This is a genomic window from Ruminococcus sp. NATIVEDY160 (assembly GCF_045819885.1).
In the GTDB taxonomy this organism is placed as follows: Bacteria; Bacillota; Clostridia; order Oscillospirales; family Acutalibacteraceae; genus Ruminococcoides.
Map to the genome: position 1 here is coordinate 696517 of NZ_CP162391.1, position 20059 is coordinate 716575.

Below are 20059 nucleotides of genomic sequence, written 5' to 3' on the forward strand. Positions count from 1 at the left end.
TATGCCGAATATCACCGAAGCGGATCTAAAAAAGCATATAAAATCGCGCGAATTTTCGTCCGTGTACCTGATTTACGGTGCGGAACAGATGTATGTGCGCAACTATACCGATAAGCTCGTAAACGCAGTTGCGGGCAAGGCTCCGTCGGACTTCAACTTCCACCGTTTTGCAGGAGAGGTCGACCTCTCCGAGCTGGCGGCGGCGACGCAGGTTGTGCCGTTTATGAGCGAATACAACCTCGTGCTTGTCAGCGACGCGTTCTTTGATATGATGACAAAGACCGAGCTCGATACCTTCCTCGAAATCTGCGCCAATCCCGTTGACGGCACGGTTCTCGTGATTTCGCTGCCGTCGAACACGCCTAAGGACAAGACGCTCTCCGCGATCGTTAAGGCAATCGGCAAGAAGGGCGACGTCTGCGAGTTCAAAAAGCCCAATGCCATGACGGTCGAGAAATTCATCGCGAAGTGGGCAAACGCTAACGGCAAGCTGATTTCTCGCGCGGCGGCGAACAAGCTCGTTTCACTCTGCGGCGACGACCTCACGCGCCTGAAAAACGAGGTCGACAAAATCTGCTCCTACTCGAGCGGCGAGGAGGTCAGCCTTGAGGATATCGACAAGCTCGCGACCGTCAACCTCGAGAGCCGTATCTTTGACCTGTCTGATGCTGTGCTCGCAGGTAACGGCGAAAAGGCGTTCCAAGTGCTCGACTTGCTTTTCTATCAGAAGGAAGAGCCGATTGCCATGCTCTACACGCTTTCAAACGCCTATATCGACGCCTACCGCGTCCGCGTTGCGGCAGAGTGCGGCGTGATGAACAGCGAGCTGGCAAAGGATTTCGGCTACGGCAAGCGCACCTTTGTCCTCGACCGCGTGAAGCGTTCCACAAACCGCGTCAGCACCGAGGCGCTTCGCAAAAGCCTTGATCTGATGATGGACGCGGATTTGAAGTTCAAGTCCGTACGCCTCAACGACCGGCTTTACCTCGAGCAGCTTATCGCTCAGCTGCTTCTGACCGCGAGGGAGGGAAGACGATGACGCTTAAGGAAGCGGTGATCGTTGAGGGTCGTTACGACAAAATCAAGCTGCGAGGTATCATCGACTCGCCGATTATCGAAACCAACGGCTTCCGCGTTTTTAAGGACAGCGAGAAGCTCAGCCTGATACGAAGGATTGCCGCGGCGCGCGGGATACTTGTTTTCACCGACAGCGACGGCGCGGGCTTTGTGATACGCAATTTTCTGAGCGGAGCCGTGCCCAAGGATCAGGTGAAGCATTGCTATATTCCGCAGATCGGGGGCAAGGAGAAGCGCAAGGCAAAGGCAGGCAAGGAGGGCTTGCTCGGCGTTGAGGGCGTGAGTGATGAGGTTATAATCGACGCTATCCGCAAAAGCGGCGCGACGATCATCGGCGAGGAAAGGAGCGTTGACCGCGAGATCTCAAAGGCTGATTTCTACTCTCTCGGTCTGACGGGAACCGAAAACTCGGCAAAGCTCCGTCAGGCGCTGCTCAAGGAGCTCAGTATGCCGACCTACCTCTCGACAAACGCCATGCTCACGGCGCTTAATTGCTTATATTCCTTTGAAGAATTAAAAGAACTGGTTGAAAACTTAGGGTAGCCGAAGGGCTGCCCTTTTTCAGCGCAGATTCGAGCTTGTGTCGTAGCGCTTTTTTAGCTTTTTGAGCGCCTTTGTTTCGATCCGGCTGACATACGAGCGCGAGATGTTCATGATTTTGGCGACCTTTTTCTGTGTCATAGGCTCTCTGCCGCCGAGTCCGTAGCGCATTATTATTATCTGCCGTTCGCGGTCTGTCAGTTCCTCGCGGATAAATTGCCCGAGCTTGCGGCCGTTGAGCTTGCGGTCGAGCTCGTCGAGAATGTTGTCGTCCACCGCCATAATGTCCATCAGCGTGAGCGGATTTCCGTCCTTGTCGGTGTCGATCGTTTCGTTGAGCGACACGTCCTGAGCGGTCTTTTTTGCGCTGCGGAAGTGCATGAGTATCTCGTTCTCGATACACCTGCTCGCGTACGAGCTCAGACGGATGTTTTTGTCGGGCTTGAAGGTGTCGATAGCCTTGATAAGCCCTATGGTGCCGATGGACACCAAGTCGTCCTGCTCTGTCTGAACGCCGTAGTATTTCTTGATAATGTGCGCCACGAGCCGCAGGTTGTGCTCAACCAGCTTGTTGCGCGCGTCGATGTCGCCCTCGTGCATTTTGCGCAGATATTCGCGTTCCTGCTTTTCGCTCAGTGGCTTCGGGAACGAACCGCCGCCGCAGACGTGAAGGATAAAAAAGCAGACGTACTGACCTAGCATTGCAATCAAATCAAACACATAACCACCTCAATAAAAAGTATTCGAAAGGCTTGCGAAACATTCTGTTTTGCGATATACTGAAAGCGTATCAGGAGGTTAGTATCATGAAAAAATTGATATCATGGAACGTAAACGGTCTGAGAGCCTGTATGACAAAGGGCTTTGAGGACTTTTTCAGGGAGATCGACGCGGATATATTCTGCCTTCAGGAGACAAAGCTCCAGCAGGGACAGATCGACTTTGCGCCCGAGGGCTACAACTGTTACTGGAACTACGCCGAGAAGAAGGGCTATTCGGGCACAGCTATGTTTACAAAGGAAGAGCCGCTGTCGGTTCGCCTCGGCATCGGGATAGAGGAGCACGACAAAGAGGGAAGGGTCATAACCGCAGAGTTTGCGGACTTTTTCGCCGTGACCAGCTACACCCCGAATTCACAGAACGAGCTTCGCCGCCTTGACTACCGCATGGAGTGGGAGGACGCGTTTCTCTCGTACTTAAAGGAGCTTGAAAAATCAAAGCCCGTTATTCTCTGCGGTGACCTCAACGTGGCGCATAAGGAAATCGATCTAAAGAACCCCAAGACAAACCGCAAAAATGCGGGCTTCACCGACGAGGAGCGCGAAAAAATGAACGTGCTTTTAGGCAGCGGATTTACGGATACATACCGCTATTTCAACCCCGACAAAGAGGGCGTTTACTCGTGGTGGTCGTACCGTTTCCGCGCGCGTGAGAAGAACGCGGGCTGGCGCATAGATTATTTCATCACCTCGGAATGTCTTAACGACAAGCTAGTCAGCGCGGATATCCACACCGATGTATTCGGTTCTGACCATTGCCCGGTGGAATTGGTGATTGATATATAAAAAATCAGGGACAGCTCACACGGCTGTCCCTTTATCATTCTATTACTTGTTTTTCGGCGGCTTCTGTTCCCTGCGGATTTGGCGGTTCTCTTTTGTCAGCGGATTGATGTCCGAGATATTTCCGCCCGCCGTTTTCAGAAAACTCAGCAGCTTTGCGCCGATAAGCGAGCGCGTCTCGGAGTCGAGCTTCGTAAAGGTTTTGAGCATGACAGGGATATCCTTTATCAGCTTGTCCGCCATATCGTCGAAGGTGTATTCCTCCGTGCTCTTCATGATGTTGAATATAGCCTCGGTGAAGTCGCGGCGTTCCTGAGGAGTCATCTTTCCGATGAACTGCGTCAGCGTGTGGTCAAAGAACGCGCTCGTGCCTGTGGTTCTCCGCAGCTCAACAAGGCTGTCGCGCTTGATTTCCCACGAGTACACGTCGTGCTGCAAAAATCCCTTCTGGCTGCTCTTGATTACGGTATAGCTTTCCTCGTGCTCAAAGAGCATGCCGAAAATCGACGACTGCGGAACATAGGTGCTGATTTTGCCGACGATGCGCTCAAATCCGCTGTCCTTTATGTGCTCAAGCTCAAACCCCGGGCCGTCCATGCTGTAAATCGCGTCTATCCTGTCCTGAACCTCGGGTGCGGAAAACGCCGAGACATACACCGCGAGGTTGCCGCCCTTTGAGTGACCGCCGACACAGAACCTGCCGCCGAAGCGCGCGGTCACCTCGTCGAAGTATTTCTTAGCCTCGATCTGCGACTCAACGGGGAAGGTGAAGAACATATTGAAGTCCTCCTGCCAGCCGACAAGGGTGTTGTCGGTGCCGCGGAAGGAGATAAAGCGCAGGCTGTCGCTGAGCTCGATCACCATTGCGGAGAACTGCATCTGCCGTTCGTCGTCGACCTCGTTGACGTAGCCGCAGAGCCTGAGGTCGCGGTAGCGTTCGCTCTCCGCAAGAGCGCTCAGCAGCCTGTCGTCGCCGTCCCAGAGAAAGGCAGGTGTGTCGCCTGAAAATATACGGTCAGCCGCCTGACTGACCGTAGTGTAGCTATCGAATTTTTCGCTGACTGCGCCGTCAAACGGCAGGTATGAAAGGCGCGAGAGGATAACCGCGTCAGCATCGCAGATACCCGTTTGGGCGAATGTCAAATCGCCGCGCCATTCGAGGTAGTCAAAAATATTATACATCGTCGTCCTCTATACTCGCCGCTTCCGCCTCCGCGGCAATATCGTCGAGCACTGATTTGTTGATTTCCGAGGTCTTTTTCCTGCCCTTTGTGTAATACGAGAAGGGCGCTGTGAGCAGCATCGCGCCGTAGTAGGTGATGAAACGCCACAAGAGGATAGCGGGCTTGATCTTGTTCACGCCGCCGAGCACGAAGTACGCACTGAAATACATCGAGAACGCAAGCTCTGCGCCGCCTGACGCACCGGGCAAGGGTACGAGGTTCGAGGTGAAGAGCACGAAACTCTGAATGCACAGGAAGTCAAAAAGACTTGCGACGGGCATATGATGATCCGCGGCGATATGCGGCATATCAAAGGCGATATAGATGAAGTACGGCACCGACATGATGCAGACGATCTGGATAAGCACCAGCAGGAAGATAAGCAGCAGGCGCTTCTTGTTTCTCATGAGCATGCGGTTCGCGGTGTGGAACATCTTGAACTCGCGGGTCAGGCTGCGTACCTTCTTCATCGGATCCTTGACGAAGGGCAGTACCTTCATGATTTTATATACCAGACGGATAATTTTCTTTGTGAAGCTCTCGGCAAAGCAGACGATAAGGAACATCGCCGTTACCGCGAGCTGTACCACAAAGCCGACGACGATAAACGCGGACGACCAGAAGTTTGTGAACGCGGTCTGGAAGTAGCCGAACCGCACGATCACCGCGAAGATGCTGAACGAGGTCGTTACGAGCTGATAGACGATGAATTTCTGCGTCAGACACGCCGAGCCGTAGCCTATACGGACGTTTTTCTGAGAGAGAAAGTACAGCTGCATCGGCTGACCGCCAGTGTTTGAGGGCGTAACCGCGCCGAAAAATACGCCGATGAACGCGGTTTTAAGCGAATCCCAGAATCTGAAATGCGGATACTCCGCGCGGAGGTAAATCTGGGTGACTATGCCGTCGATGATCATGTTGCAGTCAAAAACCAGGAGTCCCACGATCACCCAGCCCCACTTGAAGCTGTCGGGACGCTTTATCAAATCGATCAGGCCGTTTTCGGTGCAGACGAAGTTGATGATAAGCCAGATCGAAATAACGGCGACCGCGATATTGAAAATCAGAGTGCCGCTGATTTTGAACCGTTTCTTTTTCTTGGGAATGTCAGACAAGACAATCTACTCCTAATAGCATTGTATACTAATAATATTACAATTTTTAGGCTTAAATTGCAACTACAAACTTGTAACTATTTGGGAAAAATCTATACAAATCTATCATGCACTTGTATTATCCTTCACTGTATGATACAATAGAGTCAAGGTAAGGTGAATTAAATGAGCTTTTTTGATGTGGTCAATCTTTGGGGACTGCTGTTCGCGTCGGTTCTTGTCGCGCCGCATATTATCTATGCCCGCACGCATACAGTTAGTACAGCGGACTATTCCAACCGCGCCATGGTCTATATCGCGCGGACAGGCAGATTTTTCAGCGCGTTTCTGATGGCTATTAATATCGGAGTCCTCGAGCAGGGTTTTCCCGAGCCTAAGGCGCTGATGGAACGTTTCTGGCTGATTACCGCAGGCTCGCTGCTGCTTGTCTACGTACTTTTGTGGCTCTTGTTTTTCAGGACGGGCAACAAGGGAGTCGCGCTCGCAATCGCCATAGTCGCGGCGGTAACGGTGATTTTCAGCGGCATAGTCCAGGTCAAGACCTTGCTGATGACAGCGGGAATCGTATATCTCATCGGAGAGCTCTATCTGTTTTCTCAGTTTTTCAAGAAGAGGTAATCATGAATGTTTTAATGCTTCTCAAGCCAAAGGAAACCGTAAAATACATCTATGACAGCAACACTCTGCGACAGGGTATGGAGAAGATGCGCGCCCACAGCTACACCGCTATTCCGGTGATTTCGGAGAGCGGAAGGTACGTCGGCACCGTCAGCGAGGGCGATTTCCTCTACTACATTCTCGACAAGCGCGACAACTCGATACTCACAAAGGGCAAGCACTATATCCGCGATATCCTCCGTCCCGACTTCAATCCAGCCGTGCGTGTAGACGTCAGCATGGACACCCTCTTTGAGCGCGCCGAGAACCAGAACTTTGTTCCCGTAGTCGACGACCTGGGAACCTTCATCGGCATCGTCACCAGACAGGACATAATCAAATACTTCATAAACAAATAAAGAAAATCGGCTCCGAAGAGCCGATTTTTCATTTATATACCGTTCAGTATCTTTTGCATTTCCTCCCCGGACTTAAGACCGATTGACTGGACAACCGTTCTGCCGCCCTTGAAGATTACGACCGTCGGGATAGAAAACACGTTGTATTTTACCGCGAGGTCGTGACATTCATCCACGTTTACCTTGAAGAATTCGAAGTCGTCGTTCTTGCTCTCGAGCTCTTCGAGAATAGGCGAGAGCATGTGGCACGGGCCGCACCAGTCGGCGTAGAAATCGACTACGACAGGGTGCTCCGCGCTGAGAACGCGTTCCTCAAAATCCTCCTCATACAATTTTTCCATTTCAAAACTCCTGTTATTTTTCAACTGCCTCCGCCAGTTTCCTGTAATAATCGGGGTATGCGCGGCGCAGTGACATCGGCTTGAAATCGCCGCGGACAAAGCAGTGCATGGTATGTCCTTCGGCGGCGGTTTCGCCGTTTTTATTTCTGGCGGTGTAGGTGTACTCCATCTTGGTTCCGTTGAAGTAGCTCAGACGGATCTCGATGTCTACCTCCTCGCTGAACCGCACGGGAATATAGTAGCGCGCGTAGGCGTCCACATTCGGAATGATGATTCCGTCACGCTCCATCTGCATCACGTCGCAGCCGATGCTGTGCATAAACGCGATCCTTGCTTCCTCAAAGTAGCGGATATGGTTGGAGTGGTGAACAATGCCCATCATGTCGGTTTCGTAGTAGTTTGCCTTGCGTGTATAGATATAACTCATGCGGCACCTTACTTTCTGAGCAGGAGACCGTTCTTGAGATCCTCGCGCGCCTGTTTTTTGATTAAATAGTGCTGCTTCTTGCCTGTCGCGGTGTGCGGAAGCTCTGTGACAAAGCGGTAGTAACGCGGCACCTGATACTTCGAGAGATTCGGCGACTGTGCGCAGAAGTCAAGCAGCTCGGCGACTGTCAGGCTGTCGTCTGCTTTGATAACGTATGCCGCAAGACTCTCGCCGCGTGTGCTGTCGGGTACGCCAGTTACGATGCACTCGCTTACCTTAGGGTTGAGGTTGATGACCTCCTCGATGCGGGCGGGGTAGATGTTCTCGCCCTTGGAGATGATCATATCGTCCTTTCTGCCCGCGATGCTGATGTACTGCTTCTCGTCCCATGTGCCGATATCGCCCGTGTACATCCAGCCCTTGTAGAACTTCTCCTTTGTAGCCTGCTCGTTGTCAACATAGCAGTAGGTCGTCTTTGCGGGGCACTTGATGATGACCTCGCCTTCTTCGACGTTGTCCGTGGCGACAAGCTCGTCGGGCTCGGCTTTTCTGTCCTCGTAAACCTTTACTATGCGAACCTCGTCGTCGGTGCAGGAGCGTCCCGCGGTACCCGACATCTCGGGCAGGTCAAAGGGTCTGAGGAAGGTGTTCCAAAAGGTCTCGGTCGTGCCGTAGCCGTTGAAGAGGTTGGGTGAGAGCACGTTCTGGAAGCGGATGCAGGCTTCCTTCTCAAGCGGGCTGCCCATGGTGATGATGCCCTTGAGCGAGGAAATATCCTTCGGGTGCTTTTCCTGCTTTGTAGCGAGCAGGGTGAGAACGGACGGTACGCCTGTGATGAAGGTGATCTTGTAGTTCTCGATATAGCGCAGGGTGACCTTGGGGTTGAAGGTGCGCATGATAACGACAGCCGCGCCCGCGTAAAGCGTCGGGGTGGGGCCGCCCGAGTGCAGACCTCCGCGGTGGAACCACGGAGTCATGTTCATCGTGATATCCGTGGGGTTGAGCGGAAAGTGCATGATAACGTCGTGAGCCGAGAGCACCTCGTTGATGTTGTTGAGCGGCACGCCCTTGGGAGTGCCTGTGGTACCCGAGGTCTGCAGGCGAACGATCTCGTCGTAGATGTGCGGAGCAAAGTCTACGGGCGGGTCGATCTCGGAGCTGCCCTTAACGTAGTCCTCATAGAGAATGTGTCCCTCGGGGACTGTAAATTCTTTTTCGGAATTATTTACCGCGATAACGATCTCGGGCTTGTGTTTGCTCAGCTTGAGAGCCCTGACTGCAGTATTGACGATCTCAGCGTCGTAGAGGTATACCCTGGGCTTGTTGTGGCTGATGATCTCGGCTGTTTCGCCGGGAGAGAAGTTGAAGTTCGCGGGGTTGCTGATAGCGCCGATTTTCTGAGACGCAATATATGTAAAGAGGAATTCGGGCGAGTTGAAAAGCTGCATGAAAATTACGTCGCTCTTCTTTACGCCGTCCTTTTTGAGGGCGTTCGCGAAGCGGTTAGCTTCGGCGTTGAGCTGTGTGTAATTCCAATCGCGCTTGCCTGCGGGGTCGATCGCTGCCATGCGGTAGCCGAAGCGGCGGACGTTGCGCATAAAGCCGTTGAGCCAGGTAAACTCGCTCTCAAAGGTTTCCTGAAACATCGAAATGTCGTATGTGTAAGCCATGGTTACCTCCATAGTTTTCGCCGGAGAATGGGGCTGTTTATCCCTCGTATTTTCCGACAATAATACTTGAATTCTGACCGCCGAAGCCGAAGGCGTTGGACATCGCGTAGCGGATATCGGCTTTCTTAGCGGTGTTGGGAACGAAGTCGATTCCCTCGCATTCGGGGTCGATCTCGTTTAGATTGATTGTAGGCGGAATAATGCCAGTTTCGATCGCCTTGACGCAGGCGATGGTTTCTGTGATGCCGCCCGCGCCCATCATGTGGCCTGTCGCGCCCTTTGTGGAGCTGACATAGGGGAGCTTGTCACCGAAAACGCTCTTTATCGCGCCTGTCTCAACGGTGTCGCCCTTGTTGGTGGCGGTGCCGTGAGCGTTGACGTAGCCGATTTCGGAAGCGTCGATTCCCGCGTCTGCGAGAGCCTGCTTCATACACGCGATTGCGCCTCTGCCCTCGGGGTGGGGTGCTGTGACGTGGTGGGCGTCGCAGGTGTTGCCGCAGCCCTTGACCTCGCCGTAGATTTTCGCGCCTCTCGCGAGAGCGTGCTCCTCGGTTTCGAGAACGAGCGCGCCGCCGCCTTCGCCGATAACAAAGCCGTCGCGTGTCACGTCAAAGGGTCTGCTCGCGGTCTTGGGGTCGTCGTTTCTGCGTGAAAGTGCCTTGGCGTTCGCGAGGGAGTAGATAACCAGCGGACAGAGCACGCTCTCGGCGCCAACAGCGAGCATAACGTCAGCCTTGCCTGCCTGCATGCACATGCACGCGGTATTGATTGCGTCGCCGCCAGAAGAACAGGCGGTGCTCACGGTGAAGCTCGGTCCCTGAATGTTGTAGTCGATCGCGATATTTGCCGCGGCGATATTTCCGAGGATTTTGGGAATGAAACGCGGGCCTACCTTCTTGTGGGAAGCGCCGGAAAGCGCGTCCTGAGTGAAGGCGGTTGTCGCGACGCCGCTCATGGCGGTGCCCATAATAATGCCTGTTCTCTCAGGCTCAATCTCTATGCCGCTCTGCTTGATCGCTTCCTCGGCGGCGACGTAAGCGTACTGCATAAAGGGGTCTGTTTTTCTGATCAAGTCCTTGGCGAGATAGTCCGACGGGTTGAAGTTCTTGACCTCGCCCGCGATCTGTACCGCCAGCTCTGAGGGGTCAAATGTCTTGATTGTGTCAATACCCGAATTGCCCTCGGTGATGTTCTTCCAATACTCGTCGACGCCGATACCCACGGGTGTTACGGCGCCCATGCCTGTGATCACAATTTTTTTCATGTTACTCATAACTCCTTACAAATCGGACAACGGGGTGAATTCGGTCCCGTTATCAAAAAAATAGCTATTTACTTTTTGCATGCCGTTATGCTATATTAAGATTATAGCAGACATTTCCTGTTTGCACAACCGTCCCGACAATGCAATTTTAATTAATTTTGAATAATGTTATGCAAAAACCGCATAACTAATAACGCAGGTGCTTTTTATGGATATCAACCAGCTCGTATATTTTATCTCAGTCGCCCAGACGCTCAACTTTTCCGAGGCGGCGAGGCGTAATTATGTTTCACAGTCGACCGTCAGCCGCCACGTGAGCGACCTCGAAAAGGAGTTCGGAGTGCAGCTCTTCTCGCGCACCCGCCGAGAGGTTTTCATTACAAACGAGGGCAAGACCTTGCTCCCTTACGCGATAGAGATGGTCAACACCTTCAACAAGGCTCGCACTGTCATCAAGGAGATGCACGACGGAGGCAAGGGCAAAATCACGATCGGCTGCGATGTGACCTCGATGAGCTTTCCGTCGAAGTGTCTGTCCGACTTCGGCAAGCGATATCCCGGAATCAGCATCGAGCTGTGCAGGCTTGACGCGTCCGACAGGGCTCAGGCGATTACGGGCGGCGACTATGATTTTTGCTTCATGCCGCGCGACATGGTGCCCGAAAGCTCGGGCATAGAAACCCTGATCACCCACCACGAGCCGCTTGTGATCGTCGCTCCGCACAAGAACCGATTCAGAGGAAAGAGCATCAGCCTCTCCGAGCTTGCGGACGAGCGGATCGTGCTGCTCTCGGAATCCTCCGCGCCTATATTGTTTATGGAGGTCATGGACTTGCTGCGTACCTTCCACCTCTCGCCGCGAACAGACAGCTCATACGACGACCTCGCTTCATTGTATATGGCGGTCTCCGCGGGAATGGGTTTGTCGGTGCTGCCGAAGTCGCTCTCGGAATTCGCTTCCTCGGCGCGCACCTCGGTCTACTCTGTCGAGGACGCCGACACCGCCGTAGCATATGTAATGGCATGGGCGAGGGATATCGCGAACCCTGTAGCCGGTCTTTTCATAGACACCGTCCGCAAGTACGCCGAGGGCGAGGACGATATATATGATTTGTAAAAAAAGAAGGAGCGGGAATAATCCCACTCCTTTTTTGTTGCGATTAAAAAAAGTTGCGTTTGACCAGAAAGAACGCCAGCGCTAAAAACACCAGCCCGATAAGCAGGTATGCGAACAAGACGGAAAGGTCAAAGCATGATATGACAATCAGTGCGATTCCTGCAATAACATTGACAGCCGAACATAGAATGACGCTTCTTTTCGTCGCGTCGCGTTTGATTCCTTTGACCGTCTGTTGAAACAGCAACACTGTTCCCGCCAGAAATCAGATTGCAAGAACGCAGATCAGCGCAAGCGGTATCATGGAATCAGCCGAAATATCTCTTCAGCAGTCCCTTAAAGCCTGCGCCGTGTCTCGCCTCGTCCTTCGCCATTTCGTGGACGGTGTCGTGAATAGCGTCGAGGTTAGCAGCCTTTGCTCTCTTTGCAAGGTCAAACTTGCCTTCGCAGGCGCCTGCCTCAGCGTCAGCGCGCATCTTGAGGTTCTTTTCGGTGCTGTCGGTCAGAACCTCGCCGAGAAGCTCGGCAAAACGGGAAGCGTGGTCAGCCTCTTCGAAAGCGTATCTCTTGAACGCTTCTGCGATCTCGGGATAACCCTCTCTGTCGGCAACTCTAGCCATTGCAAGATACATACCAACCTCGCTGCACTCGCCCTCAAAGTTAGCTCTGAGATCCTTGATGATGTCCTCGCTTACGCCCTCAGCCTTGCCTTCGCCGAGCTTGTGAACGGTGGCATACTCAGCCTCTTCGTCCATGGGCTTAAACTTGGAAGCGGGCTGCTTGCAGACGGGGCAAGCCTCGGGAGGCTCTGCTCCCTCGTGAACATAGCCGCATACAGTACAATACCATTTCATAATGACATTTCTCCCTTCAATAAATAATTTACAAAATTCAGAATACAACATCTATGTATTTCGATTATTTTAACATACAAACAGCATGTTTTAATTGCGTTATAGAATTATAGACGGATTATCGCAACTTTTTCTAATCCGCGCATATGCTGTATAGAACCAAACAGAAAGGGAGTACAGCTATGCCTAAAATTTACCTCAGTCCGTCCGCACAGGAGTTCAATCACTACGTCGACGGCGGCAACGAGGAATACTACATGAACCTTATCGCCGACGCGATGGAGCCTTATCTTACTGCAAGCGGGATCGATTTCTCGCGCAACCAGCCCGAAATGCCGCTGTGGAAGATCATCAACGACGCGAACGGTCAGGATTACAACCTCCACCTAGCGATCCACAGCAACGCCTCGCCCGACGCTCAGGCAGGAAAGAACACGGGCGTGCAGATTTACTACTATCCGACCAGCGAGCGCGGAAAGCGCTTCGCGGAGATCATCGCCGAGAACTACCGCCCGATTTACCGCGAGCCTATGAACATAAAGCTCGTGCCTAACGCGAATCTCGCCGAGCTGAGGAAAACAAAGGCGCCTGCCGTGCTGATCGAGACTGCCTACCACGACAACCGCGCCGACGCGCGCTGGATACGCGACAATCTCGACAACATCGCCCGCGCTCTCGCGAAATCCGTCGCGCAGTACCTCAACGTGCCGTTTAAGGAGCCGTAAAATCACGTCTGCGTCTTGCGCTCGTTCGTTTTTTGCGCTATAATAAGGAAAAACAAACAAGGGCGTGATTAACATGACTGACGAATTAAAGGCAAGAATAGAAAAAACAATGCAGAACCTCCGCCGCAACCGTATGGAGGCGTACTTTTGCGAGAACAGCGCCGAGGCACGCGAGCTCGTAAAGACCCTTATCAAAAAGGGCGATGTGATATCAAACGGCGGTTCCGTCACACTCAAGCAGACGGGAATTTATGATATTATCAGTTCGGCTGATTACAACTACCTCGACCGTTCGCGCGAGGGCATTACCCGCGAGGAGGTTGAGGAGGTTTACCGCAAGACCTTCAGCGCCGACGCGTTCTTCACAAGCTCCAACGCTGTCACCGAAAACGGCGAGCTTTATAACGTCGACGGCAACTCCAACCGCGTTGCTGCGATTCTTTACGGCCCCAAAAGCGTTGTCGTCGTCTGCGGCGTCAACAAGCTGGTAAAGAACATATCCGAGGCTGTTGAGAGAGTCAAGACAAAGGCGGCTCCGCCCAACACCGTCCGCCTCGGAATCGACACCTACTGCGCAAAAGCAGGTCAGTGCGTTTCGCTGAACAAGGAGAATCCCGAGCTCTGCGAGGGCTGCCACGGTGACGGCAGAATCTGCTGTAACTACGTCGTATGCGCTCAGCAGCGCCATGTCAACCGTATCAAGGTCATCATCATCAACGAGGAACTCGGCTACTGATGGAAGAGTTTCTCGGCAGAATGAAGTCGCTGCTCGGCGGCGAATACGATGAATTTCTGAAATATTACGAGGCGGAGCACTTCCGCGGACTGCGCGTAAACACTCTCAAGTGCAGTCCCGAAAAGCTCGGAACCCTTATCGGATTTGAACTCAAGTCCACTCCGTTTTGCCCGAACGGTTTCTACATTCCCGCGGAGGTGCAGTCGCCCGGTAACAGTCCGCTGCACCACTGCGGCGCGTTCTATATCCAGGAGCCGTCCGCGACCTCCGCGGCGGAAATGCTCGGCGTTGAGGAGGGAGATTTTGTCCTCGACCTCTGCGCCGCACCGGGCGGAAAGAGTACCCAGATCGGCGCTATGCTCAACGGCACGGGACTTTTGTGGAGCAACGAGATCGTCAGAAACCGCGCTAATATTCTCTTATCGAATATTGAACGAATGGGAATCAGCAACGCCGTTGTGTCGAACGCCCACCCCGAACAGCTCTGCGAAAGGGTCGCGGGAATGTTTGACAGGGTGCTTGTCGACGCGCCGTGCAGCGGCGAGGGAATGTTCCGCAAGAACGGCGAGGCTCAGACCGAATGGAGCGTTGAGCACGTCCGAAGCTGCGCCGAACGCCAGCTGCATATCCTTGACAGCGCCAAAAAAGCGCTCAAACCCGGCGGTGTGATGGTCTACTCGACCTGCACCTTCTCGCGCGAGGAAAACGAGGGCGTGATTACGCGATTCTTAGACGAAAACCCCGACTTTGAGCTTGAGGATTCGGGCGTGAGCTTCGGCAGACCTGCGCTTGAATACGCGCGCAGGATATTCCCGATGGACGGCGGCGAGGGTCATTTTGCCGCGCGCCTGCGAAAAAAAAGTGAGAGCGTAAAATCCGCTTTGCCTGATATAAAAACAAAGACGGACAGCGATATTCTTGATTTTTACGACAGCCTCTTTGTCAACCGACCCTTCGGAGAGAATATCACTGTCGTGAAGGATAAGGTTATAATTCTTCCGAAGAATTATCAACCGATAGACGGCGTACCCGTATTGAGAGCAGGCGTAATCCTGGGCGAGATCGTGAAAAGGCGGATTGAGCCGCACCACAGCGCGTTTGCCGCCGCAAAGGAATCCGACTGCGTGAACGCGGTAGATTTCGACGCTGACAGCGCCGAGATAAAGGCTTATCTCCACGGAGAGGAAATCACCGTGCCTGCGGACATAAAGGGCTACAGCGCCGTATGCGTGAGCGGCATGACCACAGGCTTCGGCAAGGCGTCAAACGGCAGATTAAAGAATAAATACCCGAAAGGACTGCGGACACTCAGATGAAACGATTATCCGACATCGGTACAATAAAAGATATCCTCTCGCGGCACGGCTTCACGTTTTCGAAGGCGCTCGGTCAGAACTTCCTGATCAATCCGTCCGTCTGTCCGCGCATGGCGTCGTGCTCGGGAGCGGGCAAGGGCGTCGGCGTGATAGAGGTCGGCCCCGGAATAGGCGTTCTCACAAACGAGCTCTGTCAGCTCGCGGACAAGGTCGTCGCGGTAGAGCTGGACAAGCGTCTGCTGCCCGTGCTCGATGAAACGCTCGCGGAGTACGATAATGTTAAGGTCGTCAACGCCGACGTGCTTGAGCTTGACCTGAATCAGCTGATTAAGGACGAATTCGATGGGCTTGAGGTTGTCGTCTGCGCGAATCTTCCGTACTACATAACCTCGCCCGTGATCATGAAGCTGCTTGAGGACAGGCTCCCGATAAGCGCCGTAACCGTAATGGTTCAGAAGGAAGCTGCACAGCGTATCTGCGCCGAGGTTGGCTCGCGCATGAGCGGCGCGGTGACGGTTTCGGTCAACTACTACGCAAAGCCGCAGATGTTGTTCGGCGTGAGCGCAGGCTCGTTCATGCCCGCGCCGAAGGTCGATTCGGCGGTTATCAGGCTCGATATTCTTAAGGAACCGCCAGTACAGGCTGACGAAGGGCTGTTTTTCGCGGTGGTCAGGGCGGCGTTTTCACAGCGGCGCAAGGTGATCTCGAACTCGCTCAGCGCGGGACTCGGCAAGAGCAAGGAGGAGATCCTCGCGGTTCTGGAGGCGGCAAACGTCCCGCCGACAGCGCGCGCGGAAAAGCTCAGCTTAGAGAATTTTGCGGCGATAGCCAACGCGATAGGTGAATGATATGGATAATAAACAAAAAATGAACGTGCTCTTTATTCTGGGATTTATCCTCGCTTTTATCAGTCTTGCGGCAGCGGGCGCAGCGGCGTTCGTCGGCTATTATATGAACAAGACCGAATGGGCGGCGGTCATCGGCGGCGCGGGTGCGCTGTGCGCCTTTATCGGAATAATCCTCGCGTACTGCAGCAAGCCGAAGGTTAAAAAACGAAAAAAAAGAAAAAAGCTTATTGACAATCCCGAGAACGATGTGATATAATTGCATTGCTAAAGGGGAGTAGTTCGCGGCGATAGCCGTGGTATATTTCGTCAATCTCATATCCTTTTTGGGTATCGGATATACACTAAAGAACGAGACTTTTATTGCGCATGGGTAACGTGCACAATAAAGGTCTTTAATTTTTGGAGGTAGATTTTATGGCAGACTGGTATCAAAAAACAGGCGAAGAAGCGCTCAGGCATTTTGACGTCACGACCGACGGTCTCAGCTCCGAGCAGGCGGCCGAACGGCTCAAAAAGGACGGCGAAAACGTCCTCGCCGAGGGTAAGAAGAAAACCGTTTTGCAGGTTTTCCTCGGTCAGTTCGCGGATTTACTCGTACTGATTCTGATCGCGGCGGCGATAGTTTCGATGTTCTCGGGCAATATCGAGAGCACGATCGTTATTTTCGCGGTAATAATCATGAACGCGATTCTCGGTACCGCCCAGCACGTCAAGGCAGAAAAGTCCCTCGACAGTCTCAAATCCCTGTCCTCACCGTCCGCCAAGGTTATCCGCGACGGTCAGAAAATTGAAATAGACTCCAAAAACGTCGTTGCGGGGGATATCATCGTTCTCGAAGCGGGCGATCTGGTTGTCGCCGACGGCAGGATTATCCGCAACTATTCTCTGCAGGTCAACGAGAGCTCGCTTACGGGTGAGTCCACAAACGTCGACAAGAACGACGAAACCATCAGCGGCGAGACTCCGCTCGCTGACCGCGCTAATATGGTATTCTCAGGCAGCCTTGTAACCTACGGAAGAGCGCTTGTCCTCGTCACCGAGACGGGTATGAATACCGAAATCGGACACATCGCTTCCCTCATGAACGCCGCCAAGGAGAAAAAGACTCCGCTCCAGCAGAGCCTTGACAAGTTCTCGGGCAGACTCGCTATTATCATCATGGTGATTTGCGCTGTCGTATTCGGGCTTTCTCTCTGGCAGGGCAAGACCATCATCGACTCACTCATGTTTGCCGTAGCGCTCGCGGTTGCGGCGATTCCCGAGGCGCTCAGCTCGATCGTCACCATAGTTCAGGCTATGGGGACCCAGAAGATGGCAAAGGAAAACGCCGTTATCAAGGATTTGAAGGCGGTTGAAAGCCTCGGCTGCGTTTCGGTTATCTGTTCGGACAAGACCGGTACGCTCACCCAGAACAAGATGACTGTTCAGCGCATCTACATCAACGGCGAGAGCATCCGCGAGGAAGAGCTTGACATCAGGCTCGAGAGCCACCGCCGCCTGATTTACGACATGGTTCTCAACAACGACTCCAGCATCGTCGACGGCAAGGGCATCGGCGACCCGACAGAGTACGCGCTGATTGAGACTTCGCGCAGCATAGGCCTTGACGAGAACATTATCCGCGACACCCTCGGCAGGGTAGAGGAGGTTCCGTTTGACTCCGACCGCAAGATGATGAGCTCCAAATACAGGCTTCACGGCGTGCCGCACATTCTCACAAAGGGCGCGCTCGACTCTATCCTCGACCGCTGCGTCAGCATTGCCACAAAGGACGGCGTCCGTCCGATCACCGACGAAGACAAGAAAATAATTCTTGCACAGAATAATAGATACTCCGAGGAGGGCTTGCGCGTCCTGACCTTCGCCTACAAGGAAAGCGACGAGGCTCTCTCGGTCGAAACCGAATACAACTACACCTTCCTCGGTCTTGTCGCGATGATCGACCCGCCGCGTGAGGAGAGCAAGGCGGCTGTTGCCGACGCTATCCGCGCGGGTATCAAGCCAATCATGATCACGGGCGACCACAAGATCACCGCCTCCGCTATCGCGAAGCAGATCGGCATTATGCGCGACGGCGACATGGCTGTCACGGGCATGGAGCTTGACGCGATGAACGACGAAGAGCTCGACCGTGTGCTCGAAAAGATCTCGGTCTACGCGCGCGTATCGCCCGAGAACAAAATCCGCATCGTCGAGGCATGGCAGCGAAAGGGCAATATTGTCTCCATGACAGGCGACGGCGTAAACGACGCTCCCGCGCTCAAGAAAGCCGACATCGGCGTTGCAATGGGTATCACGGGCACCGAGGTATCGAAGGATGCGGCTTCGATGATTTTGCAGGACGACAACTTTGCGACCATCATCAAGGCTGTCGCGAACGGCAGAAACGTTTACCGCAATATCCGCAACTCTATTCTGTTCCTGCTCTCGGGCAACATGGCTGCGATCATCACCGTTCTCTTTACTTCGATTATGGCGCTGCCCGTGCCGTTTGAGCCTGTACACCTGCTCTTTATCAACCTGCTTACCGACTCGCTTCCTGCTCTCGCGATTGGCATGGAAAAGCCCGAGGACGGTCTGCTCTCACAGAAGCCGCGCGACCCCAACAAGGGCATTCTCACAAAGGACTTCACTGCTCTGATGTTCGGTCAGGGCGCGCTGATAGCGGTTGTCGTCGTTGTCGCCTTCTATCTCGGACTGCCTTACGGCGCGTCAACAGCGGCTACAATGGCTTTCGCCACCCTCACCCTCGCAAGACTCTTCCACGGCTTCAACTGCCGCAGCAAGCGTTCGATATTCAGCCTCGGACTTCTCAGCAACCTCTACAGCGTCGGAGCGTTCGTTCTGGGCTGTCTGCTGCTCGCGCTCGTACTCTTTGTACCCGCGCTCCATTCGCTCTTCTGCGTTGAGGCGATGGACGGCATGATGTACGCTTATATCGCACTTCTGGCATTTGCTCCGACGGTCGTGATCCAGATTATCAAGGCTATTTCCGACAAGGTGAACAAAACCTCTTGACATAAAATTTGCCATAATTTATAATAGAAAAAAAGGAGGTTTTTCCATGAATAATATCTGGCATGACATCTCACCGAAAAGAATTACCTGCGACCGTTTTTATGCTGTAATCGAAATTTCCAAGGGTGGAAAAAATAAATATGAGCTCGATAAGGAGACCGGTATGCTCAAGCTCGACCGCGTGCTCTTCACCTCGACTCATTATCCCGCAAACTACGGCTTTATTCCGCGCACATATGCCGACGACGGCGACCCGCTCGACGTTCTGGTTCTGTGCAGCGAGACCATTCTGCCCATGACTCTGGTAGAGTGCAAGCCCATCGGCGTACTCAACATGATCGACAACAACAGCAAAGACGAAAAGATCATCGCTGTGCCGATCAACGATCCCAACTACAATACATACAATGACATCTCGGATCTGCCCAAGCACCGTTTTGACGAGATCCGCCACTTCTTCCAGGTTTACAAGACCCTTGAGGACGACAAGGAAACCGCGGCTACCGAGATTTCAGGCGTGGAGAAGGCAAAGGAAGTTGTCCAGCTCTGCATCGAAAGCTATATCCTCGACTTCCAGCTCGCATAAAAAATCAATGGGCGCACCACCGGTGCGCTCGAATTTTTTTAAAATATTTCAAAAACTGTGCAACACTTCGCCGTTTATTCGACACTATATTAATGAACGAATTCGTTGGAGGACGGAAATGAACGGTAATAAATTAGTAAAGAAAGCCAGAGCAGGTGACAAGCAGGCGTTTGCCACTCTCTACATAAGCTATAAGGACAGCCTGTACCGCTACGCTTATTACAAGCTGCGTTCAGCGGAGGACGCGAAGGACGCCGTGTCCGCGTGTATAACCCAGGCGTATATGGGCATAGCTTCAATACGCGACGAGAAGGCGTTTTCTGCGTGGCTGTTCCGCATACTTTACCGAGAGTGCTGCGCGATAATCCGCAGAAAGGCACAGATCACCTTTGCGGAGATCGACGAGAACCGCTATGTGGTTCCGGACGATACTTATATCCGCAGCGAACTCAGCGAGGCGCTTGACAGCCTTGCGACAGAGGACAGGGATATCGTTCTGCTCTCGGTCGTTGCGGGCTACAGCAGTCAGGAGATAGCGCAGATGTTCCGCATGAATCCCTCGACTGTGAGGTCGCGCCTGTCACGCGCGCTCGGCAAGATGAGACAGTTTTTGGAGTGAGTGAT

The 20059-nt window shown here is 53.2% G+C and carries 22 protein-coding genes; 14 read left to right on the forward strand and 8 right to left on the reverse strand.

Annotated elements, in window-relative coordinates:
• Position 1 precedes the first annotated feature (1 nt).
• Complete coding sequence (gene holA / locus AB1I49_RS03330) at positions 2-1039, forward strand: DNA polymerase III subunit delta (protein ID WP_316609794.1); 1038 nt, start codon at positions 2-4, stop codon at positions 1037-1039.
• A complete protein-coding gene (locus AB1I49_RS03335; protein WP_186834194.1) occupies positions 1036-1620 on the forward strand; it encodes a ribonuclease M5 in 585 nt (194 codons plus the stop codon). The genes holA and AB1I49_RS03335 overlap by 4 nt, the downstream gene beginning before the upstream one ends.
• Before the next feature lie 18 nt (positions 1621-1638).
• Here the strand turns inward: AB1I49_RS03335 and sigK are convergent, their stop codons facing one another.
• Complete coding sequence (gene sigK / locus AB1I49_RS03340) at positions 1639-2337, reverse strand: RNA polymerase sporulation sigma factor SigK (RefSeq protein ID WP_407721366.1); 699 nt, start codon at positions 2335-2337, stop codon at positions 1639-1641.
• 86 nt (positions 2338-2423) lie between these two features.
• Between sigK and xth the strand changes: the two genes are divergently transcribed.
• Complete coding sequence (xth, locus tag AB1I49_RS03345; protein WP_186834193.1) at positions 2424-3182, forward strand: exodeoxyribonuclease III; 759 nt, start codon at positions 2424-2426, stop codon at positions 3180-3182.
• A gap of 42 nt (positions 3183-3224) precedes the next feature.
• On the opposite strand, the gene AB1I49_RS03350 is transcribed toward xth, so the two are convergent.
• The gene (locus AB1I49_RS03350) at positions 3225-4361 is read right to left on the reverse strand and encodes a DUF2974 domain-containing protein (RefSeq protein WP_407721367.1); all 1137 of its coding nucleotides are present in this window, start codon (positions 4359-4361) and stop codon (positions 3225-3227) included.
• Positions 4354-5517 (reverse strand): lysylphosphatidylglycerol synthase transmembrane domain-containing protein, encoded by a 1164-nt coding sequence (locus AB1I49_RS03355; RefSeq protein WP_407721368.1) that lies wholly within the window; start codon positions 5515-5517, stop codon positions 4354-4356. The genes AB1I49_RS03350 and AB1I49_RS03355 overlap by 8 nt, the downstream gene beginning before the upstream one ends.
• A gap of 165 nt (positions 5518-5682) precedes the next feature.
• Between AB1I49_RS03355 and AB1I49_RS03360 the strand changes: the two genes are divergently transcribed.
• On the forward strand, positions 5683-6135 hold the full coding sequence (locus AB1I49_RS03360) for a hypothetical protein (protein WP_186834190.1): 453 nt from the start codon (positions 5683-5685) through the stop codon (positions 6133-6135).
• 2 nt (positions 6136-6137) lie between these two features.
• Positions 6138-6533, forward strand: a complete 396-nt coding sequence (locus AB1I49_RS03365; RefSeq protein WP_186834189.1) for a CBS domain-containing protein — start codon at positions 6138-6140, stop codon at positions 6531-6533.
• Between the two features lie 32 nt (positions 6534-6565).
• On the opposite strand, the gene trxA is transcribed toward AB1I49_RS03365, so the two are convergent.
• From trxA to fabF, 4 genes are read right to left on the reverse strand one after another with little or no spacing between them, the layout of a single operon-like run.
• Entirely contained in the window at positions 6566-6874 is a 309-nt protein-coding gene (trxA, locus tag AB1I49_RS03370; protein WP_186834188.1) for a thioredoxin, read from the reverse strand.
• A 13-nt stretch (positions 6875-6887) separates the two neighbouring features.
• Positions 6888-7301 (reverse strand): acyl-CoA thioesterase, encoded by a 414-nt coding sequence (locus tag AB1I49_RS03375; protein WP_186834187.1) that lies wholly within the window; start codon positions 7299-7301, stop codon positions 6888-6890.
• Positions 7302-7309: 8 nt separating this feature from the next.
• Positions 7310-8971 (reverse strand): class I adenylate-forming enzyme family protein, encoded by a 1662-nt coding sequence (locus AB1I49_RS03380; RefSeq protein ID WP_186834186.1) that lies wholly within the window; start codon positions 8969-8971, stop codon positions 7310-7312.
• A gap of 37 nt (positions 8972-9008) precedes the next feature.
• Positions 9009-10235: a beta-ketoacyl-ACP synthase II gene (fabF, locus tag AB1I49_RS03385; RefSeq protein WP_407721369.1), complete on the reverse strand. Its 1227-nt coding sequence runs from the start codon at positions 10233-10235 to the stop codon at positions 9009-9011.
• 208 nt (positions 10236-10443) lie between these two features.
• Here fabF and AB1I49_RS03390 point away from each other — a divergent pair, with 208 nt between their 5' ends.
• The gene (locus AB1I49_RS03390) at positions 10444-11352 is read left to right on the forward strand and encodes a LysR family transcriptional regulator (protein WP_186834184.1); all 909 of its coding nucleotides are present in this window, start codon (positions 10444-10446) and stop codon (positions 11350-11352) included.
• Between the two features lie 308 nt (positions 11353-11660).
• Here AB1I49_RS03390 and AB1I49_RS03395 read toward each other — a convergent pair whose 3' ends face one another.
• Positions 11661-12209: an NADH peroxidase gene (locus AB1I49_RS03395; protein WP_186834225.1), complete on the reverse strand. Its 549-nt coding sequence runs from the start codon at positions 12207-12209 to the stop codon at positions 11661-11663.
• A gap of 179 nt (positions 12210-12388) precedes the next feature.
• Between AB1I49_RS03395 and AB1I49_RS03400 the strand changes: the two genes are divergently transcribed.
• The 8 genes from AB1I49_RS03400 to AB1I49_RS03435 all read left to right on the forward strand — a co-directional run bounded on the left by AB1I49_RS03400 (position 12389) and on the right by AB1I49_RS03435 (position 20054).
• Positions 12389-12931, forward strand: a complete 543-nt coding sequence (locus AB1I49_RS03400) for an N-acetylmuramoyl-L-alanine amidase family protein (RefSeq protein ID WP_186834183.1) — start codon at positions 12389-12391, stop codon at positions 12929-12931.
• 73 nt (positions 12932-13004) lie between these two features.
• Positions 13005-13667, forward strand: a complete 663-nt coding sequence (locus AB1I49_RS03405) for a lactate utilization protein (RefSeq protein WP_316619635.1) — start codon at positions 13005-13007, stop codon at positions 13665-13667.
• Entirely contained in the window at positions 13667-14983 is a 1317-nt protein-coding gene (locus AB1I49_RS03410; protein ID WP_316611890.1) for an RsmB/NOP family class I SAM-dependent RNA methyltransferase, read from the forward strand. Before AB1I49_RS03405 ends, AB1I49_RS03410 begins: the two co-directional genes overlap by 1 nt.
• A complete protein-coding gene (rsmA, locus tag AB1I49_RS03415; protein ID WP_186834180.1) occupies positions 14980-15831 on the forward strand; it encodes a 16S rRNA (adenine(1518)-N(6)/adenine(1519)-N(6))-dimethyltransferase RsmA in 852 nt (283 codons plus the stop codon). Before AB1I49_RS03410 ends, rsmA begins: the two co-directional genes overlap by 4 nt.
• 1 nt (position 15832) lies before the next feature.
• Positions 15833-16087, forward strand: a complete 255-nt coding sequence (locus AB1I49_RS03420) for a hypothetical protein (protein ID WP_407721370.1) — start codon at positions 15833-15835, stop codon at positions 16085-16087.
• Positions 16088-16245: 158 nt separating this feature from the next.
• Positions 16246-18849 (forward strand): cation-translocating P-type ATPase, encoded by a 2604-nt coding sequence (locus AB1I49_RS03425; RefSeq protein ID WP_407721371.1) that lies wholly within the window; start codon positions 16246-16248, stop codon positions 18847-18849.
• Between the two features lie 46 nt (positions 18850-18895).
• The gene (locus AB1I49_RS03430; protein ID WP_186834177.1) at positions 18896-19435 is read left to right on the forward strand and encodes an inorganic diphosphatase; all 540 of its coding nucleotides are present in this window, start codon (positions 18896-18898) and stop codon (positions 19433-19435) included.
• Positions 19436-19553: 118 nt separating this feature from the next.
• Positions 19554-20054: an RNA polymerase sigma factor gene (locus AB1I49_RS03435; RefSeq protein ID WP_186834176.1), complete on the forward strand. Its 501-nt coding sequence runs from the start codon at positions 19554-19556 to the stop codon at positions 20052-20054.
• The last annotated feature ends 5 nt before the right edge of the window (positions 20055-20059 follow it).

Coding starts and splice junctions, on each gene's coding strand:
- holA (WP_316609794.1), top strand. CDS start 2: ATGCCGAATATCACCGAAGCGGATCTAAAAAAGCATATAAAATCGCGC.
- AB1I49_RS03400 (WP_186834183.1), top strand. CDS start 12,389: ATGCCTAAAATTTACCTCAGTCCGTCCGCACAGGAGTTCAATCACTAC.
- AB1I49_RS03380 (WP_186834186.1), bottom strand. CDS start 8,971: ATGGCTTACACATACGACATTTCGATGTTTCAGGAAACCTTTGAGAGC.
- AB1I49_RS03435 (WP_186834176.1), top strand. CDS start 19,554: ATGAACGGTAATAAATTAGTAAAGAAAGCCAGAGCAGGTGACAAGCAG.
- xth (WP_186834193.1), top strand. CDS start 2,424: ATGAAAAAATTGATATCATGGAACGTAAACGGTCTGAGAGCCTGTATG.
- AB1I49_RS03410 (WP_316611890.1), top strand. CDS start 13,667: ATGGAAGAGTTTCTCGGCAGAATGAAGTCGCTGCTCGGCGGCGAATAC.
- AB1I49_RS03420 (WP_407721370.1), top strand. CDS start 15,833: ATGGATAATAAACAAAAAATGAACGTGCTCTTTATTCTGGGATTTATC.
- AB1I49_RS03425 (WP_407721371.1), top strand. CDS start 16,246: ATGGCAGACTGGTATCAAAAAACAGGCGAAGAAGCGCTCAGGCATTTT.
- AB1I49_RS03350 (WP_407721367.1), bottom strand. CDS start 4,361: ATGTATAATATTTTTGACTACCTCGAATGGCGCGGCGATTTGACATTC.
- AB1I49_RS03360 (WP_186834190.1), top strand. CDS start 5,683: ATGAGCTTTTTTGATGTGGTCAATCTTTGGGGACTGCTGTTCGCGTCG.
- AB1I49_RS03375 (WP_186834187.1), bottom strand. CDS start 7,301: ATGAGTTATATCTATACACGCAAGGCAAACTACTACGAAACCGACATG.
- AB1I49_RS03335 (WP_186834194.1), top strand. CDS start 1,036: ATGACGCTTAAGGAAGCGGTGATCGTTGAGGGTCGTTACGACAAAATC.
- AB1I49_RS03365 (WP_186834189.1), top strand. CDS start 6,138: ATGAATGTTTTAATGCTTCTCAAGCCAAAGGAAACCGTAAAATACATC.
- fabF (WP_407721369.1), bottom strand. CDS start 10,235: ATGAAAAAAATTGTGATCACAGGCATGGGCGCCGTAACACCCGTGGGT.
- rsmA (WP_186834180.1), top strand. CDS start 14,980: ATGAAACGATTATCCGACATCGGTACAATAAAAGATATCCTCTCGCGG.
- trxA (WP_186834188.1), bottom strand. CDS start 6,874: ATGGAAAAATTGTATGAGGAGGATTTTGAGGAACGCGTTCTCAGCGCG.
- AB1I49_RS03430 (WP_186834177.1), top strand. CDS start 18,896: ATGAATAATATCTGGCATGACATCTCACCGAAAAGAATTACCTGCGAC.
- AB1I49_RS03405 (WP_316619635.1), top strand. CDS start 13,005: ATGACTGACGAATTAAAGGCAAGAATAGAAAAAACAATGCAGAACCTC.
- AB1I49_RS03390 (WP_186834184.1), top strand. CDS start 10,444: ATGGATATCAACCAGCTCGTATATTTTATCTCAGTCGCCCAGACGCTC.